Genomic DNA, 16,196 nt, shown 5'->3' with positions numbered 1-16,196 from the left:
CGCGCCAAAACCCTAGCGCGACGCGGTTTCCTGCATCTTGAAAACCGTATCTAGGACAAGGGCGGCGGGGTCAAGGTTCACCGCCTGCCCGTGGCGGGCGCGGGCGGTCACTTCCGCGGCAAGGTCGGCCCAGGCGCGGCCCTTGCGCGGATCGGGCGACAAGCGCTGCAGCATCGCGGCCTCCTGTGGTGCCGCTTCCGGCGCTGGCGGTGCGCCGGTGGCGCCGGTGCGTGCCAGCCGAGCCAGCGCCATCTCGGTCAGCGACAAGAGCAGTTCGAACTTCTCAGCCGCGCCGCGCTGGGCAGCGGCCTCAGCCAGGGACATTGCCCGCTGCCGGTCCAGCCGTGGCATCGTGTTCAGGATCTGCACCAGCTCTGAATAGATCCTGAGCCCGCCCAGATTGATCAGCCTCAGGGCTGCACCGACGGATCCGCCAGCAAGGGCCGCGAGGTTCTCCATGTTCTGCGGCAGCTCAACGCCGGATTGCGCCAGCGCCGCTTCCATGTCCTGCGCGGACAGCGGCCCTAAACGCAGGGTGCGGCAGCGCGAACGGATCGTCGGCAGCAGGCGCGAGGGCTGGTGGGAGATCAAGAGGATCGTGGTGCGCGCCGGCGGTTCCTCCAGCATCTTCAAGAGCGCGTTGGCGGCGCTCACGTTCATGTCGTCGGCGGCGTCCACGATCACCACCCGCCGTCCGCCGTCCGTGGCCGACAGGCCGAAGAAGCGGTTCAATTTACGTATGTCATCGACCACGATCTGACTGCGCAGTTTGCCCTTGTCGTCATAAGACCGGGTGATCGGCGCCAGCCCTGGCTCCGCCAGCGCCTGGATGCGGTGGGAAACTGGATGATCAGGGTCAATGTCCAGCGTCTGCGGCGGCGGCGGGGCGCCGAACAGGCCGTCCTCGGCCGGCGGTGTTGCCAGCAGGAAACGGGCGATCCGCCAGGCCAGCGTTGCCTTGCCCACCCCCTGCGGGCCGGTCAGCAGCCAGCCGTGGTGCAGGCGGTCGGAGTTGTATACAGTCAGGAAATCCTGCTCCGCCGCGTCCTGGCCGATGAGACGCAGGGTCTCGCGCGGATGCGGCGCGCCCTCGGCCTGATCGGCGCGGGGAAAGTCTTCGTCAGCGCTCATGCAGCAGGCCCTTCCAGTGCTCCATCCGCCAGCTTGCGGACGTCTGCGGCGACCTCCTCCACCGGGCGGGCGCCGTCGACCACGCGGAAGCGGGTGGCAAATTCCTGCGCCAGCGCCAGGAAGCCCGCGCGCATCTTTTCTTGCAGCTCGACGCCGAAATCCTCGAACCGTTCTTCTGTACCCTGCCGCCCCTTGGCACGGGCCAGCCCTTCTGCCGGGTCCATGTCAATCAGCAGGGTCAGATCCGGTTCGCGGCCGATCATCAGCTTGTGCATCTGGTCCACCGCCGCCCGCAGGTCGCCGCGCGACAGGCCCTGATACATACGGGTGCTGTCGGCAAAGCGGTCGCAGATCACTACTTTGCCAGCCGCGAGGGCGGGTTCGATGGTGCGCTCCAGATGGTCGCGCCGCGCAGCCATGAACAACAGCAGCTCTGTTTCCGCCGACCATCGGTCGGGGTCACCCTCCAGCACCAGGCGGCGGATTTCCTCGGCGCCGGGCGAGCCGCCGGGTTCGCGTGTCAGCACAACATCGCGGCCCTCCGCCTGCAGCGCCTCGGCCAGCAGGCGGCATTGGGTGGACTTGCCGGACCCGTCGATGCCTTCAAAAGTGATGAACAGGCCGCGCCCTGAGCCAGATCCCGTGCCAGCTGTCACAGCGCCCCCTCGGGACCGGTCAGGAATTGCTTGATCAGCACCTGGGCTGCGGTTTTCACCCGCACCACAAAGCCGCCAGCGGGCACATCGCTCTCGGCGACCAGCGGCAGCCGCACCTCCGGCAATTCCTCAGGCTGCAGCACCAGCTCCGCCAGGCGCTGGCCCTGGGCCACCGGAGCCTCTATCGGGCCGCTGTAGACGACCTCGCCCTCGATGGTGCCGCTTGCCAGTGACGGCAGCAGGATTTCCAGGTCCTCCGCGGGCACCAGTCCTACCGATCGCTCGGCCCCCCGCCAAATCTCGGCTTCGGCGATGGGGATGCCCGCCTTGGCAACGGTTTTTTTGGTAAATTGGCGAAACGACCAGTTAACGAGGGCTTCAGCCTCCTCTGCGCGCCCGCGCTCAGTGTCGAGCCCGGAGACCACGAAGATCACCCGGCGGTCGCCCTGCTTGGCAGAGCCGACGAGACCGTAGCCCGCTTCTTCAGTGTGGCCGGTCTTCAGCCCGTCGGCGCCGATGCCCAGCTTCAGCAGCGGGTTGCGGTTGCGGACATTGGAGGGCGCGCGGCCGTCAAACTCGAACTTGGTTTCGGCAAACAGCGGATAGTATTCCGGGAAATCCTCGATCAGCCGCTCGGCCAGTATCGCCAGGTCATGCACCGACATCCGGTGCCCGGCGGCGGGCCAGCCGTTGGAATTGGCAAAGGTCGAGGCGGTCATGCCCAGTTCCTGGCCGCGCTTGGTCATGTAGCGGGCAAAGCCAGCCTCTGTTCCATCCGGGCTCAGCGCCTCGGCGATCACCACGCAGGCGTCGTTACCGGACAGCACGATGATTCCGCGCAGCAGATCCTCGACCCGCACCCGGTCCAGCGTGTCCAGGAACATGGTGGAGCCCTTGTAGCTCATCGCGTGCTGGCTGACGGGCAGGGTCTCATTCAGGGTCAGACGGCCGTCGCGCAGCGCCTCAAAGGCCACATAGAGCGTCATCAGCTTGGACATCGAGGCCGGCGGCAGCGGCACATCGGCGTTTTTTGAAAGCAGCACGGTGTCCGTGCCCGAATCCAGCACATAGGCCGCGCGTGCCTTGGTATCAAAAGCGGCGGCTGACAGTGCCGAAAGGCTTACGGCCAGACCGGCAGCAAGACCCGTGCGCAGAGATGATTTCAGGAGACGCGCCAGATGCGCGCCGGGGGTGTCAGTTCGTGACAGCATAGGCATCAGCGAATCCGGTGTCCTTTACGCTTTTCAGAAGCTGGCTGCGCTCGGCCTTGCTTTGCGCCGGGCCAACCAGCACCCGCCAGAAAGTCTTGCCGCTGGTGGATTGCTTACGCACTTCCGGCACCATCCCGGAGCTGCGCATAGCGTTGGCTGCATGTTTGGCGTTGGCTTCAACGCTGAAGATGCCGATTTGGATGTAGGGTTTTCTGAGCGACGTCTTCTGCTGCTTGGGCGCCGGCGCTGAGGCGGCCTCAGCCTCGGCCGGTGCCGCAGCTGCTTCCGGGGTGGTGGGCGCCGAGGCCTCAATCGCGGCAGCGGCACCGGCAATCGGATCCAGCGGGGTTTCGGAAATCTCGCTGCCAGCCAGCGCGGCTTCGGCCGTTTCCGTGCCTTCCGGCTGGGTTTCCTCCCCGGCGGCAGCGTCCTCCGGCTGCGGTTCCGGGGCGACTTCCTCGCGCCGCAGAGCGGTAACGTTCACTTCAACCGGTGCACCGGCGAGCATGCCCAATGCGGCGGCCGCATCCGAAGACACCTGCAGCCGCGGTCCCGGAATCTCGCGTTCGCGCCGGAACAGGGCGCCGATCACGAACTGGCCGTTGGCATTGTTGCGGATGATCACCCGTTCCGGGTCCTTGGTGTCGGGGTGCGCCACCCAGACCCCGCCGATCGACGGGCGCCCGTCCCACAGGCCGGCCTCGGTGACCTGAAACACGTCGGGCGCCTCCACGTCGCGTTCCACCAGCTTGGTGCTGCTGGAGGTGCGGACCTCGCCTTCTGCCTTGGGCTTTGGCGCCAGGAAGCCCAGTTTCGCTCCGTCCTCGCAAGCTGCCAGGACCAGCAGGCCCAAGGCCGCTGCGGTGATCCGCGGGGCCTTTCTTGCTCTCGACACCGTGTTTGACATGCTTTCATCCTTGCCTGTGCCCGCGGCGCTTTTGCGCCCCTGCCGGAATGCCCGGTCTTCTTGATTTGCGGCATGATAGCCTGCGCTTCCGGTCATGAAAACCCTGCCGGATCACGATGCAAGGGAAAGCCGCGCCGGTGGCAGATTTCCGCGTGTCTGACGGCGGCTGGAAAATTTCTCTTGCGCAGTTTCCGCTGGCCAAGGATTTCCGCTTGCCTCGCCCGGCGTTGCATCCTAAACCGCTGACGGACCGGGGAGGTGGCAGAGTGGTCGAATGCGGCGGTCTTGAAAACCGTTGAACGTGAGAGCGTTCCCAGGGTTCGAATCCCTGTCTCCCCGCCACTAAATCACGAAAACGGCAATTCTCTCCTGAGCCTGACCTGGCTTTTGAACCGGTCAGTTTGTTCTGCTTCAGGCTTTCCGCCTGATTGTTCCCGGATATTCCAAGGTGGCCTGAGCTCCAATTTTCCTTCACGCCTGAGGCATGCCTTGGGCCTGTTTCGACGGCGTTACCCGGCCAGTCTGTCACTCACCGCCTTCTGCGCAAGGTCTGCGGCGCCGGGTCTGGTGCAGTGCACAGGCCGGAGAAGCGCGGGTTAGCGGCAGGCGAAGCAGGGGTAAGCCATAGATTTCTTTCTCCTGCGCTGAGGATGTGAACATTCTCCCCTCTAGAGCCGGCAGGGCGATGGCGCCGGCGGAAGATGCAGGAAAGGTTTGGACATGGCGATCGAAAAAACTGATACGCTGGTTGTCGGTGCTGGTCAGGCCGGGGTGGCCATGAGCGAACACCTGACCAGTCATGGCGTGCCGCATCTGGTGCTGGAAAAGAACCGGATTGCCGAGGCCTGGCGCACTGGCCGCTGGGACTCGCTGGTGGCCAACGGCCCGGCCTGGCACGACCGTTTTCCGAACCTTGAGTTCACGGATACCGATCCGGAGGCCTTTGCCGGGAAGGAACGTATTGCGGATTATTTCGTTGAATACGCCGGGCGTTTCAACGCCCCGATCCGGACCGGTGTCGAAGTGACCAGGGCCGAGCGTATCAAGGGCAGCGGGGGTTTCCGGGTCGAGACCTCAAATGGCGTGATCGAAGCGAAGCGCATTGTTGCTGCCACCGGCGCCTTTCAGCACCCCGTTATCCCGCCGCTGGTGCCGGAGGGCGCAGAGGTGAACCAGCTTCATTCCTTTCTCTACCGCAATCCGGAACAGCTGCCCGAAGGCGCGGTGCTGGTGGTCGGTGCGGGGTCATCCGGTGCGCAGATCGCCGATGAGCTGAATCGGGCAGGCCGCAAGGTTTATCTTTCGGTGGGGCCGCACGACCGCCCGCCGCGGATGTACCGGGGACGCGACTTTGTCTGGTGGCTGGGGGTGCTGGGCCTGTGGGATCAGGCCGCGCTGGAGCCGGGCAAGGAGCATGTGACAATCTCCGTCAGCGGGGCCTATGGCGGTCAGACCATGGATTTCCGCCGCCTGGCAGGCGAGGGGGTGACGCTGCTGGGCCTGACCGAGTCCTATGAAAACGGGGTCATGAATTTCGCCGGCGATCTGCAGGACAATATTGCAGCAGGCGACGCGGACTACCTGAAGATGCTGGATCTTGCGGATGCCTATGCCGAACGCACCGGCATTGAGTTGCCCGAGGAGCCGGAAGCCCGCAAGGCCTTCCCCGATCCGGACAGTCTGACAAACCCGATCCGCGCACTCGACCTGGAAGACGAAGGTATCACAACCATTCTTTGGGCCACCGGGTTCCGTCAGGATTTCTCGTGGATGCACGTCGATGCCTTTGACGGGACCGGCCGCCCGCAGCATCAGCGCGGTGTGTCCGCCGAGCCGGGGATCTACTTCCTGGGCCTGCCCTGGCAGTCGCGCCGCGGCTCGACCTTCATCTGGGGGGTCTGGCATGATGCCAAGCATGTGGCCGACCAGATCGCCATCCAGCGTCATTACGAAGGCTACCGCGCGCCTGATGAGGCCTGACCTTCCGGTTCGCAGCAGCACATGACAGTTGTGCCGGTCAGCGCAGGTTTTGACCGGACACGCCATCCCGCCAGGCCAGGAGGACACCATGGCTCATACCCGTATCCGCAAGTTCAACACCAAGATCACCTACCCGGAACAGAACCTCGACAACGACCTGTGCCAGGCGGTGGTAACGCAGGGCGGCAAGACTGTCTATTTACGCGGCCAATGCCCGCAGAACCTGGACGATGCGAAGAACATTGAAAGCCACGACCCGGTGGAGCAGACCCATAAGGTGATGCAAAACATCAGGCAGCTGATCGAAGAGTGCGGCGGCACAATGGAGCATCTGGTGAAGGTCGTCGTTTACATCACCGATGTGCGCCACCGCGAGGCGGTTTACCGCACCATGGGCGAATACATCAAAGGGGTGCACCCGGTGTCGACCGGCCTGGTTGTGCAGGCGCTGGCACGGCCCGAGTGGCTGGTGGAGATCGACGGCACCGCGGTTATCCCGGATTGATCCGGAAGCGGGAAGGGGGCTGTCTGCCCCCTCTTGAGCCTGCAGCTCAATTCACCCCCGAGGATATTTCCGGCCAGATGAAGAACGGATCCGTTTCCAGTGGCTGTTGAGGAGGAAATACGATGACATTTTCGCTTGTGGCGCGCTGCGCGGAAACGGGCATGTTCGGGGTGGCGATTTCGTCCTCCTCGCCGGCGGTGGCGGCGCGCTGTTCCTTTGCGCGGGCGGGTGTTGGCGCGGTGGCAAGCCAGAATGTGACCGATCCCAGCCTCGGCCCGCTGGCACTGAACCTGATGGAGCAGGGCTTGAGCGCGGCTGAGGCGGTTGCGGAAGTTCAGCGGCGCGGCAGGTTCATTGAATACCGGCAGGTGCTGGCGGTAGACAAAAGCGGCGGCACGGCCATTCACTCCGGGCCGAACTCTCTGGGCATCTGGACGCAGGCAGAAGGCCAGGATGTGGCCTCGGGCGGCAACCTGCTGGCCAACGATGGCGTCTGCCAGGCCATTGTGGACGGGTTCGCGGCTTCAACCGGCCATCTTGGCGACCGGCTGATTGCCGCCATGCGGGCCGGGCTGGCAGCAGGCGGCGAGGCCGGGCCGGTGCATTCGGCAGGCATGAAAATCGTCGACAAGGTGAGCTGGCCTGTGGCCGACCTGCGCTGCGATTGGTCTGAGGACTGCCCGATCGAGAACATTGCCATGGCCTGGGACATCTACAAGCCGCAGCTGGATGCCTACGTCCAGCGCGCGCTCGACCCGCGCGAGGCGCCGTCCTACGGCGTGCCGGGCGACGAATAATCAGGAGAGAGACGATGCTGGACTATTCATTTGACGACTGGAAATCCCGGGCTGCGGCTCTCTCATTCCGCAGTCAGGCCTTTATTGACGGCAAGTTCATAGATGCGGCCTCGGGCAGGACCTTTGCCAGCGTGAACCCGGCAACGGGCGAGGTGCTGGCGCAGGTTTCCGAATGTGATGAAGAAGACGTGAACAGCGCCGTTGCGGCGGGCCGCAGGGCGTTTGAGGATGGGCGCTGGTCGCGGATGGCGCCGGGGGACCGCAAGGCGGTGATGCTGAAACTGGCGGACCTGATCCGGGAAAATCTGGAGGAGATGGCGCTGCTGGACAGCCTGGACATGGGCAAGCTGGTGACCGATGCGGCCACCATCGACGCGCCCGGGTCTGCGCATTTCTTTCAATGGTATGCCGAGGCCATCGACAAGGTCTATGACGAGGTGGCGCCGACCGGGCCGGGCGATCTGGCGCTGGTCAGCCGCGTGCCATTGGGCGTGGTCGGGGCTGTAACGCCCTGGAACTTCCCGCTGGACATGGCGACCTGGAAAGCAGCGGCGGCCTTGGCCGCAGGCAACTCGGTTGTTTTGAAACCGGCGGAACAGTCGCCTTTGTCAGCGCTGCGGCTGGCGGAACTGGCGGCTGAGGCCGGGGTGCCGGACGGGGTCTTCAACGTGGTGCCGGGCTATGGTGCAACCGCGGGCAAGGCGCTGGGTCTTCATATGGATGTGGACTGCCTTGCTTTCACGGGTTCTACCGCAGTCGGCAAGATGTTCATGCAGTATTCCGGGCAGTCGAACCTGAAGCAGGTCTGGCCCGAAACCGGCGGCAAGAGCCCCAACCTGGTGTTTGCGGATTGCGAGGATCTGGACACGGCTGCCGACATGGCTGCCTTTGGCATCTTCTTCAATCAGGGGGAGGTCTGCTCGGCCAACTCGCGGCTCTATGTGGAGCGCTCGATCAAGGACGCCTTTGTCGAGAAGCTGATTGCCCGCGCCGCGGCTACCCAGCCGGGTGATCCGCTGGATCCGGCCTCGAAAATGGGCGCCATCGTGGATGAGAAGCAGACCGAAAGCATCATGCGCTTTGTCGAGGCGGGCAAATCCTCGGCCAATCTGGTGGCGGGCGGCGAGCGGGTGACCGTTGATGGCAAGGGCTGTTTCGTGCAGCCGACGATCTTTGACGACGTGAGCCACGACAACCCGCTGGCCCGGGATGAGATCTTTGGCCCGGTGCTGTCGGTGATCCCGTTTGACCGCGAGGAGGAGGCCGTCGCCATGGCCAATGACTCGATCTATGGGCTGGCGGCGTCGGTCTGGACCGGCAACCTCAGCCGCGCTTGCCGGGTGGCGGACAAGCTGCAGGTTGGCACCGTTTCGGTGAACACTGTAGACGCTTTGTCAGCTCAGACACCGTTCGGGGGCATGAAGCAGTCGGGCTTCGGGCGTGACCTGTCGCTGCACAGCCTGGAAAAATATACCGCGCTGAAAACCACTTGGATCAAATACCGGGCTTGATCGGCCCGGTCCTGCTCCGGCATAGTTGCTGACATGCCTTTGCGTTTCACCTTGCGCCAGCTGGAGTATTTCGTCGCCGTCGGCGAGGCCGGGTCCATTGCCCTGGCCTCGGAGAAGGTGAATGTGTCCTCGCCGTCGATCTCTGCGGCTGTGTCGCAGCTGGAGAACGAATTCGGCCTGCAGCTGTTTGTGCGCAAGCACGCGCAGGGCTTGTCGCTGACCCAGGCCGGGCATCAGTTCATGGATCAGGCGCGCGCCGTTCTGTATGAGGCCGGGGCGCTCAGCCGTCTGGCGGACAATATCTCTGGCTTTGTGCAGGGGCCCTTGTCGGTGGGATGCCTGCTGACCTTTGCCCAGCTGATCGTGCCGGGCCTGCGCCGCCAGTTCGAGGCGCTCTATCCTGCCGTCACCATCAGCCAGACGGAGCGCGACCAGGCCGGGCTGATTGAGCTGATCCGCCAGGCGCGCATCGACGTGGCGCTGACCTATGACCTGAATATCCCGGCGGACCTTAAGTTCAACGCACTGGCGGAGCTGCCGCCCTATGCCTTGCTGAGCGAGGATCACCCGCTGGCGGGCCGCAACAGCGTCACGGTGGAAGACCTGGCCGGGCATCCGATGGTGCTGCTGGATCTGCCGCTGAGCGCTGAGTACTTCCTGTCATTCTTTGAGGGCGCTGGAGTTACACCTCAGATTGCCGAGCGCACACGCGATATGGCGGTGATGCGCGGGCTGGTGGCAAACGGCTTTGGCTATTCCATTGCCAATATACGCCCGGTAACAGACATGGCGCCGGACGGGCGCAAGCTGAGTTTCGTGCCGATCGAAGGCAAGCTGCGGCCGATGCGGATGGGCTTGCTGACCGCTGAGGGCGCCGAGAATGTGCTGACCGTCAAGACCTTCATCAGCTACTGCAAGGAGCGGATCACTGACGGCAGCGTGCCGGGTATACGCATCGGGGACGGCGGCGGCGCTTAGGCGACGGCTAATCAATGCTTCCGTAAGCGCAACTTTCGCCTTTGGGCCGGTCCTGTACCTTTGTGGGGCTCTTGCACCGAAGGAGATGGAAATTGCGCGATCCCCGTTATGATATTCTGTTCGAGCCGATGAAGATCGGCCCGCTCACCGCCAAGAACCGCTTTTACCAGGTGCCCCACTGCAACGGCGGCGGCTACAGGGACCCCTCTGCGGCGGCAGCGATGCGGGGCATCAAGGCGGAGGGCGGCTGGGGCGTGATCTTCACCGAACAGTGCGAGATGCATCACACTTCGGAAATCACGCCCTTCATCGAACTGCGCCTGTGGGAGGACAAAGACATCCCGCAGCTCAGGAAGATGTCGGAGCGGATGAAGACCCACGGTGCGCTGGCCGGGATCCAGCTGGCCTATTCCGGGATCAATGGTCCGAACCTTTATTCCAAGGAGGTGCCGCTTGCGCCCTCTGCGCTGCCGATCCGCACCTTCACCAATGACCCGGTGCAGGCCCGTGCGCTGGACAAGCAGGACATCAAGGACCTGCGCCGCTGGTTCGTGAATGCGGCGAAACGGTCGAAAGAGGCGGGGTTTGATCTGATCTGCCTTTATGGCGCGCATGGGTTCGGCATCTTCCAGCACTTCCTGAGCCGGGCGACCAACCAGCGGTCGGATGAATACGGCGGCAGTCTGGAGAACCGGGCGCGGTTCAGCCAGGAAGTGATTGCGGACATGCGCGACGCCGTGGGCGATACCATGGCAATCACCCTGCGGGTTTCGCTGGACGAGACCATCGGGGAACTGGGTTTCTCCAACGCCGAGGTGCGCGATTACATCGAGATGAACAAAAACCTGCCGGACCTGTGGGACCTGGCGCAGGGGACGTGGGAGGATTGTTCCGGCCCGTCCCGTTTCAAGGAGGAAGCTGCGCAGGAACATCTGGTGCGCGGCATTCATGAGCTGACCGATAAGCCCATCGTCGGTGTCGGCCGCTTCACCAGCCCGGATGTGATGGCCAAGATGGTTAAATCCGGCACGCTCGATTTCATCGGCTGTGCGCGGCCTTCGATTGCCGATCCTTTCTTGCCGAAGAAGATCGAGGAAGGCCGGATCGAGGATATTCGTGAATGCATCGGCTGCAACATCTGCATTACCGGCGACATGACCATGTCGATCAGCCGCTGCACCCAGAACCCGACCTTCATGGAGGAATGGCGCAAGGGCTGGCATCCGGAGAAGATGAACACCAAGGGCGAAAGCTCCAACGTGCTGGTCGTCGGCTCAGGCCCGGCAGGACTGGAAGCGGCCTGGGCGCTGTGCCGCCGCGGCTATGACGTGGCGGTGGCCGAGGCGAAGGACGTGATCGGCGGCCGTGTCACCCGCGAACGCCAGCTGCCGGGACTGAACGCCTGGGGCCGTGTGGTGGACTACCGCGACTATCAGCTGAGCCAGCGCCCGAATGTGGAGATCTACCGCGAAAGCCCGCTGGATGCGGACAGTATTCTGGAGTTCGGCTTTGAAAACATCTGTATCGCCACCGGTTCCACCTGGCGCCGGGACGGGGTTTCCCGCCAGCATGTGGTGCCGATGCCGATTGGTGAGGGTGCAAAGGTCTATACCCCCGACGATCTGATGGATGGCACCATCCCCGAAGGCCGCGTGGTGGTCTATGACGACGACCATTACTATATGGGCGGGGTTCTGGCCGAACTGCTGGCCTCCAAAGGTGCGCAGGTAACGCTGGTAACGCCCTCGGCTTTTGTCAGCGACTGGACCAACAATACGCTGGAACAGGTTGCCATTCATCCGCGCCTTGTTGAGGCCGGGGTGGAGATCGTGCTGAACCGCGGGGTGACGGAAATCCACCCGGGCCATGTGATCAGCAATTGCACCTACACGGACCGCGCCTGGAACATCGAGGCGGATGCGGTTGTGATGGTCGCCTCGCGCACGGGCAACGACAGCATCTACGAGGATCTGCGCGCCCGCGACGCGGACTGGGCGGATGCCGGCATCAAGTCGGTCAAGATCATCGGCGACGCCAGTGCGCCGGGTCCGATTGCCTGGGCGACCTATGCGGGCCACCGCTATGCGCGGGAGCTTGACGGGCCGGACATCGGTGACGCGCTGCCTTTCCGCCGCGAAATCACCGAGCTGGCCGTGGACTGACGATGACAGCGACGCTGGACATACTGGAGCGGCTGACCGGGTTCGACACGGTCAGCCGCAATTCCAATTTGAAGCTTGCCGCCTATGCGGAAGGTTTCCTGATTGAGCGCGGTTTCGCTGTGATGCGGCTGCCGTCGCCGGATGGCGCCAAGACCGGGCTTTACGCCGAGAAAGGCCCGGCGGGGCAGGGAGTCCTGCTGTCTGCCCACACCGATGTGGTGCCCGTGGATGGGCAGCACTGGACCCGCGATCCCTTCCGGCTGACCCGGGACGGAGACCGCGTCTACGGCCGCGGTACCACTGATATGAAGGGCTTTGCCGCCAGTGTCTTGGCATTGGCAGACCGGGCGGCGAAGGCGGATCTGAAAGAGCCGCTGAAGATCGTGCTGTCCTACGACGAGGAGGTCGGCTGTGTCGGGATCCAAGAGATGCTGGAACGCCTGGCGCCGCTGATCGGCCAGCCGCGCGCCTGTTTCGTGGGGGAGCCAACAGGGATGGAAGTCGCCATTGGGCACAAGGGTAAAGCGGCCCTGCGCGCGGTGTGCCATGGTGAAGCCGGCCATTCTGCCCTGGCGCCGAATTTCACCAATGCATTGCACTTGGCCGGGGATTTCTTGGCTGAACTGCGTGCGCTGCAACAGGATTTTGCCGCCAATGGCGCGCGGGATGCGGCCTATGCGGTGCCGTACTCCACCGTGCATGTTGGCAAGATGAACGGCGGCACCGCGCTCAACATCGTGCCGGACCGTGCGGAACTGACATTTGAGTACCGGCATCTGGCGGCCGACCGCAGTGCGGACATTCTGGCCCGCATACAGGCCGCCGCAGAACGGGCCAGCAGGCGTTACCCGGCTGAGGCCCGTATCGAGGTGGAGCAGTGCAACGCTTATCCCGGCCTGGACGTGCCTGCAGACAGCCCTGTCGTCCCTTTTGCGCAGAAGCTCGCCCAGAGCAATACCGCCGCCAAGGTCGCCTTTGGCACAGAGGCCGGGTTCTTTGACCAGCTGGGTGTGCCCACTGTGGTCTGCGGTCCGGGTTCGATGGAGGGGCAGGGGCACAAACCTGACGAATATCTGGAGCTGAGCCAGCTTGCCGCCTGCGACGCCATGATGGACCGGATTCTGGACGATTTGACAACTTGAGAAACACGGCACGGCAATGGCCGCCTGACTTGATGCCCCCGGGCGGATCGGCGCGGCGACTATTGCCGAGGCCATTTACCTGGTCGCGCGGCCTGTGTCCGGCCGACAAGTTCCCGTTCAGCGCGGGGAATTGCGTTGGTGGATAGCTGGTGGTGATCCGGCTGACCGCGTCCCTTGCCATCTTGCGAAACCGGCAGGCCAGAGCTGAGGCAAACCAGCCGCAGCATCTTTTGAAGATCTTTCTAAGGCTCTGGCTGGGCTGCATTTTAGAAGGTTAGGCAGAGACTAACATTTGCTGAGGGAGTCAATTCTTAAAGCAGCCCTCCGCCCTTCCTATGCTGGATTTAACGACACGCGGCAGAGGGGAGGCGCAAGTGCCTGGCAACAAGACAGATGCGATTGATGTGCGCAATGCAGTCAAACGCTATGGGGACTTCACCGCCCTCAAGCGGATATCGCTGACGATCAAGGACAATGAGTTTTTCACCCTGCTGGGCCCCTCGGGCTGCGGCAAGACCACGCTGTTGCGGATGATCGCCGGGTTCGAGGATGTGACCGAGGGCGAGATCCTGCTTTATGGCGACGAGATTGAAAGCCTGCCGCCGCACCTGCGGCCGGTGAACACAGTTTTCCAGAACTACGCGCTGTTCCCGCATATGACCATTCTGGACAATGTGGCCTTTGGCCTGGAAATGCGCGGCAAAACCAAAGCCGCCGCCCGCAAACGGGCAGGTGAGATGCTGGAACTGGTCCAGCTGTCGCAATTCGCTGCCCGCAAACCGTCTCAGCTCTCAGGCGGCCAGCAGCAGCGTGTGGCGCTGGCGCGAGCGCTGGCGCCACAGCCAAAAGTCCTGCTTCTGGATGAGCCGCTGTCGGCGCTGGACCTGAAGCTGCGCAAGGCCATGCAACTGGAGCTGAAGCACTTGCAGCGGGAAACCGGGATCACCTTCATCTTCGTGACCCACGATCAGGAGGAAGCGCTGACCATGTCCGACCGCATCGCGGTGATGTCGGCAGGGGAGATGCAGCAGCTGGGTTCCCCGACCGAAATTTACGAAAGGCCGCGCAACATGTTCGTGGCGGACTTTATCGGTGAAACCAACCTGTTGGAGGTGTCTGTCGATGAGGTCCGCAATGGCCGCGCAGTCTGCCACTTGGGCGGCGGCCATGCACTTACCTGCAATTCGGTTGACGGCATCGGTGAGGGTGCCAAGGTGCATATGTCGGTGCGGCCCGAGCGGCTGTTCATGTCCGACGTGCCGGTGGAGACTGAAAGCCTCAAGGGCCGGGTGGCCGAGAATATTTTCGTGGGCACCGACATCAGCACGCTGGTTGATCTGGCCGAGGGGCCGCAGTTCATCGTGCGCACTTCCAATTCCGACCGCGGCAACAAGCGGATCTTTGAGCCGGGCAGCGAGATTTTCGTCAACATGGAGCTGGGGGCCGGGCGCCTCCTGATGGACTGATGGCAGCAGGCGCAGCAAGCGGCGGCTCGGCCCGCGCAGATACCTACAAGGACGCCCGCGGCTGGCTGCTGCTGCCCTCCTGGGCGGTGCTCGGCATCTTTGTGCTGGGTCCCGTCTGCATGATGCTGATCTATTCCTTCCTGACTAAGGAATTCCGCGGCGGGGTGATCTGGGAGTTTTCCCTGGCGGCTTATGACCAGTTCTTCTTTGACCGCGGGTTGTTCGGGGATGAGCCGCCCACGATCGAATGGACCTATATCACTATCTTCTGGCGCTCGATCTGGCAGGCCGGGGCAGCGACGCTGCTCAGCCTGGTGATCGGCTTCCCGACCGCCTATTTCATTGCCACACGGCCTGAAAACGTGCGCCCTGTCTGGGTGTTCCTGATCACCATTCCCTATTGGGTGAACCTGCTGATCCGCACTGTCAGCATGAAGTTCCTGCTGCGCGACCAAGGGCCGCTGAATGACTTCCTGATCGGCACCGGGCTGATCGACAGCCCCATTCACATCGTCAACACCAACTTCGCAGTGCAGCTGGGGCTGTTCTATTCCTACCTGCCGTTCATGGTGCTGCCAGTCTATGCCGCTGTGGAGCGCTACAACTTCTCGCTGTCTGAGGCTGCGGCGGATCTTTACGCCAGCAAGTGGACCACCCTGCGCCGCATCGTGCTGCCTGCGGTGAAACCGGGCGTGGTAGCGGGCTGCATCCTGGTGTTCGTCCCCTCGATGGGCTCCTTCCTGGCGCCGGATCTTCTGGGCGGCGCCAAGAACTTCATGATCGGCTCCCTGATCGAGGAGCAGTTCAAGGGCAATGCGGGCAACTGGCCGTTCGGCGCCGCCGCCTCAATGATCCTGCTGACCATGGTGCTGATCATCCTGATGTTCTCCGCCCGCCAGCAGGCCAAAGCAGACAAGGCAGGGGGCTGAGCCATGGCGCATGTGAATGACAATATCAAAGCCTACAAGGGCTTCCGCTCCATCACTCTCCTGTGTCTGGTGGTTCTCTATGCGCCGCTGGTGATTGTCACCATCTACAGCTTCAACGCTTCCCAATCGATCACCAACTGGGAGGGGATCTCCTTGCGCTGGTACGCCGAGGTGTTCACCGGGCCGGAAAGCGAGAAGTTCAAGGTTGCTGCCTTCAACAGCTTCACCATCGCCATTATCGCGGCCACGGCGAGCACGGCAATTGCGACCCTCGCGGCAACTGCCATGGTCCGGGGCGGGAACTTCAAGCTTCGCACGGTGTCTTTCGGCCTGATCTCGCTGCCCCTGATGGTGCCGGAGATCGTAACGGCGGTTGCCACGCTGATCTTCTTCAACGCGATCGGCTTCACCCGCGGCTACATGACCATTCTGGTGGCCCATATCGCCTTCTGCATCCCGTTTGCCTATCTGCCGATTTCGGCCCGGATGCAGGGGATCGAGGACAGTTTCGAGCAGGCGGCGATGGATCTGTATGCCACCCGGCGGCAGGCCTTCACCAAAATCCTTATGCCGCTGATGGCGCCGGGCATCATCTCCGGCTTCCTCTTGGCCTTCATCGTCAGCTTGGATGACTTCATCATCACCAATTTCGTCAAGGGTGCAGGTGTCGAGACCCTGCCCACCGCGATCTTCGGCTCGGTCAAGCAGGGCATCAAACCCAATATCATGGCGATTTCGACCATGCTGCTGAGCATCTCAATCGTGATGGTCACCATCAGCTACTTCGTCAGCAAATCCGACAACACAAAATGATCCAACCT

14 protein-coding genes and 1 tRNA gene are annotated in these 16,196 nt (G+C 63.2%); 11 read left to right on the top strand and 4 right to left on the bottom strand.

From position 1 onward, the window contains the following. Positions 1 to 12: 12 nt before the first annotated feature. Genes N6L27_RS05230 through N6L27_RS05215 form a run of 4 tightly spaced genes read right to left on the bottom strand, consistent with a single transcriptional unit; the run spans position 13 to position 3,905 of the window. Positions 13 to 1,131 carry a DNA polymerase III subunit delta' gene (locus N6L27_RS05230; RefSeq protein ID WP_271906055.1) on the bottom strand — a complete coding sequence of 373 codons (1,119 nt, stop codon included), beginning with the start codon at positions 1,129 to 1,131 and terminating at the stop codon, positions 13 to 15. Further along, positions 1,128 to 1,787 carry a dTMP kinase gene (tmk, locus tag N6L27_RS05225; protein ID WP_271906054.1) on the bottom strand — a complete coding sequence of 220 codons (660 nt, stop codon included), beginning with the start codon at positions 1,785 to 1,787 and terminating at the stop codon, positions 1,128 to 1,130. Before tmk ends, N6L27_RS05230 begins: the two co-directional genes overlap by 4 nt. Beyond that, a complete protein-coding gene (locus N6L27_RS05220; RefSeq protein WP_271906053.1) occupies positions 1,784 to 2,998 on the bottom strand; it encodes a D-alanyl-D-alanine carboxypeptidase family protein in 1,215 nt (404 codons plus the stop codon). The genes tmk and N6L27_RS05220 overlap by 4 nt, the downstream gene beginning before the upstream one ends. Further along, positions 2,982 to 3,905, bottom strand: a complete 924-nt coding sequence (locus N6L27_RS05215) for an SPOR domain-containing protein (RefSeq protein ID WP_271906051.1) — start codon at positions 3,903 to 3,905, stop codon at positions 2,982 to 2,984. Before N6L27_RS05215 ends, N6L27_RS05220 begins: the two co-directional genes overlap by 17 nt. Before the next feature lie 252 nt (positions 3,906 to 4,157). Between N6L27_RS05215 and N6L27_RS05210 the strand changes: the two genes are divergently transcribed. The 11 genes from N6L27_RS05210 (at position 4,158) to N6L27_RS05160 (ending at position 16,188) form a co-directional block, all read left to right on the top strand. Further along, positions 4,158 to 4,247, top strand: a tRNA-Ser gene (locus tag N6L27_RS05210). Between the two features lie 378 nt (positions 4,248 to 4,625). Continuing rightward, positions 4,626 to 5,885 carry a flavin-containing monooxygenase gene (locus tag N6L27_RS05205; protein WP_271906050.1) on the top strand — a complete coding sequence of 420 codons (1,260 nt, stop codon included), beginning with the start codon at positions 4,626 to 4,628 and terminating at the stop codon, positions 5,883 to 5,885. Between the two features lie 88 nt (positions 5,886 to 5,973). Further along, positions 5,974 to 6,390 (top strand): RidA family protein, encoded by a 417-nt coding sequence (locus N6L27_RS05200; protein ID WP_271906049.1) that lies wholly within the window; start codon positions 5,974 to 5,976, stop codon positions 6,388 to 6,390. Positions 6,391 to 6,512: 122 nt separating this feature from the next. Beyond that, a complete protein-coding gene (locus N6L27_RS05195; RefSeq protein ID WP_271906047.1) occupies positions 6,513 to 7,187 on the top strand; it encodes a DUF1028 domain-containing protein in 675 nt (224 codons plus the stop codon). 14 nt (positions 7,188 to 7,201) lie between these two features. Beyond that, entirely contained in the window at positions 7,202 to 8,698 is a 1,497-nt protein-coding gene (locus N6L27_RS05190) for an aldehyde dehydrogenase (RefSeq protein ID WP_271906046.1), read from the top strand. 33 nt (positions 8,699 to 8,731) lie between these two features. Further along, positions 8,732 to 9,676, top strand: coding sequence for a LysR substrate-binding domain-containing protein (locus tag N6L27_RS05185; RefSeq protein ID WP_271906045.1), 945 nt, complete (start codon positions 8,732 to 8,734; stop codon positions 9,674 to 9,676). A gap of 92 nt (positions 9,677 to 9,768) precedes the next feature. Further along, positions 9,769 to 11,838 carry an oxidoreductase gene (locus N6L27_RS05180; protein WP_271906044.1) on the top strand — a complete coding sequence of 690 codons (2,070 nt, stop codon included), beginning with the start codon at positions 9,769 to 9,771 and terminating at the stop codon, positions 11,836 to 11,838. Between the two features lie 2 nt (positions 11,839 to 11,840). After that, positions 11,841 to 12,980, top strand: a complete 1,140-nt coding sequence (argE, locus tag N6L27_RS05175) for an acetylornithine deacetylase (protein ID WP_271906043.1) — start codon at positions 11,841 to 11,843, stop codon at positions 12,978 to 12,980. A 335-nt stretch (positions 12,981 to 13,315) separates the two neighbouring features. Continuing rightward, positions 13,316 to 14,446: an ABC transporter ATP-binding protein gene (locus N6L27_RS05170; RefSeq protein ID WP_271906042.1), complete on the top strand. Its 1,131-nt coding sequence runs from the start codon at positions 13,316 to 13,318 to the stop codon at positions 14,444 to 14,446. After that, entirely contained in the window at positions 14,446 to 15,375 is a 930-nt protein-coding gene (locus N6L27_RS05165) for an ABC transporter permease (RefSeq protein WP_271906041.1), read from the top strand. Before N6L27_RS05170 ends, N6L27_RS05165 begins: the two co-directional genes overlap by 1 nt. Positions 15,376 to 15,378: 3 nt before the next feature. Next, positions 15,379 to 16,188, top strand: a complete 810-nt coding sequence (locus N6L27_RS05160; protein ID WP_271906040.1) for an ABC transporter permease — start codon at positions 15,379 to 15,381, stop codon at positions 16,186 to 16,188. Positions 16,189 to 16,196 lie beyond the last annotated feature (8 nt).

The organism is Leisingera sp. SS27, assembly GCF_028368855.1.
Classification (GTDB): Bacteria; Pseudomonadota; Alphaproteobacteria; order Rhodobacterales; family Rhodobacteraceae; genus Leisingera.
This window is presented reverse-complemented; position numbering and strand designations above follow the sequence as displayed.

Coding starts and splice junctions, on each gene's coding strand:
- N6L27_RS05215 (WP_271906051.1), bottom strand. CDS start 3,905: ATGTCAAACACGGTGTCGAGAGCAAGAAAGGCCCCGCGGATCACCGCA.
- N6L27_RS05205 (WP_271906050.1), top strand. CDS start 4,626: ATGGCGATCGAAAAAACTGATACGCTGGTTGTCGGTGCTGGTCAGGCC.
- N6L27_RS05200 (WP_271906049.1), top strand. CDS start 5,974: ATGGCTCATACCCGTATCCGCAAGTTCAACACCAAGATCACCTACCCG.
- N6L27_RS05190 (WP_271906046.1), top strand. CDS start 7,202: ATGCTGGACTATTCATTTGACGACTGGAAATCCCGGGCTGCGGCTCTC.
- argE (WP_271906043.1), top strand. CDS start 11,841: ATGACAGCGACGCTGGACATACTGGAGCGGCTGACCGGGTTCGACACG.
- N6L27_RS05170 (WP_271906042.1), top strand. CDS start 13,316: ATGCTGGATTTAACGACACGCGGCAGAGGGGAGGCGCAAGTGCCTGGC.
- N6L27_RS05230 (WP_271906055.1), bottom strand. CDS start 1,131: ATGAGCGCTGACGAAGACTTTCCCCGCGCCGATCAGGCCGAGGGCGCG.
- N6L27_RS05165 (WP_271906041.1), top strand. CDS start 14,446: ATGGCAGCAGGCGCAGCAAGCGGCGGCTCGGCCCGCGCAGATACCTAC.
- N6L27_RS05195 (WP_271906047.1), top strand. CDS start 6,513: ATGACATTTTCGCTTGTGGCGCGCTGCGCGGAAACGGGCATGTTCGGG.
- N6L27_RS05160 (WP_271906040.1), top strand. CDS start 15,379: ATGGCGCATGTGAATGACAATATCAAAGCCTACAAGGGCTTCCGCTCC.
- N6L27_RS05185 (WP_271906045.1), top strand. CDS start 8,732: ATGCCTTTGCGTTTCACCTTGCGCCAGCTGGAGTATTTCGTCGCCGTC.
- N6L27_RS05220 (WP_271906053.1), bottom strand. CDS start 2,998: ATGCTGTCACGAACTGACACCCCCGGCGCGCATCTGGCGCGTCTCCTG.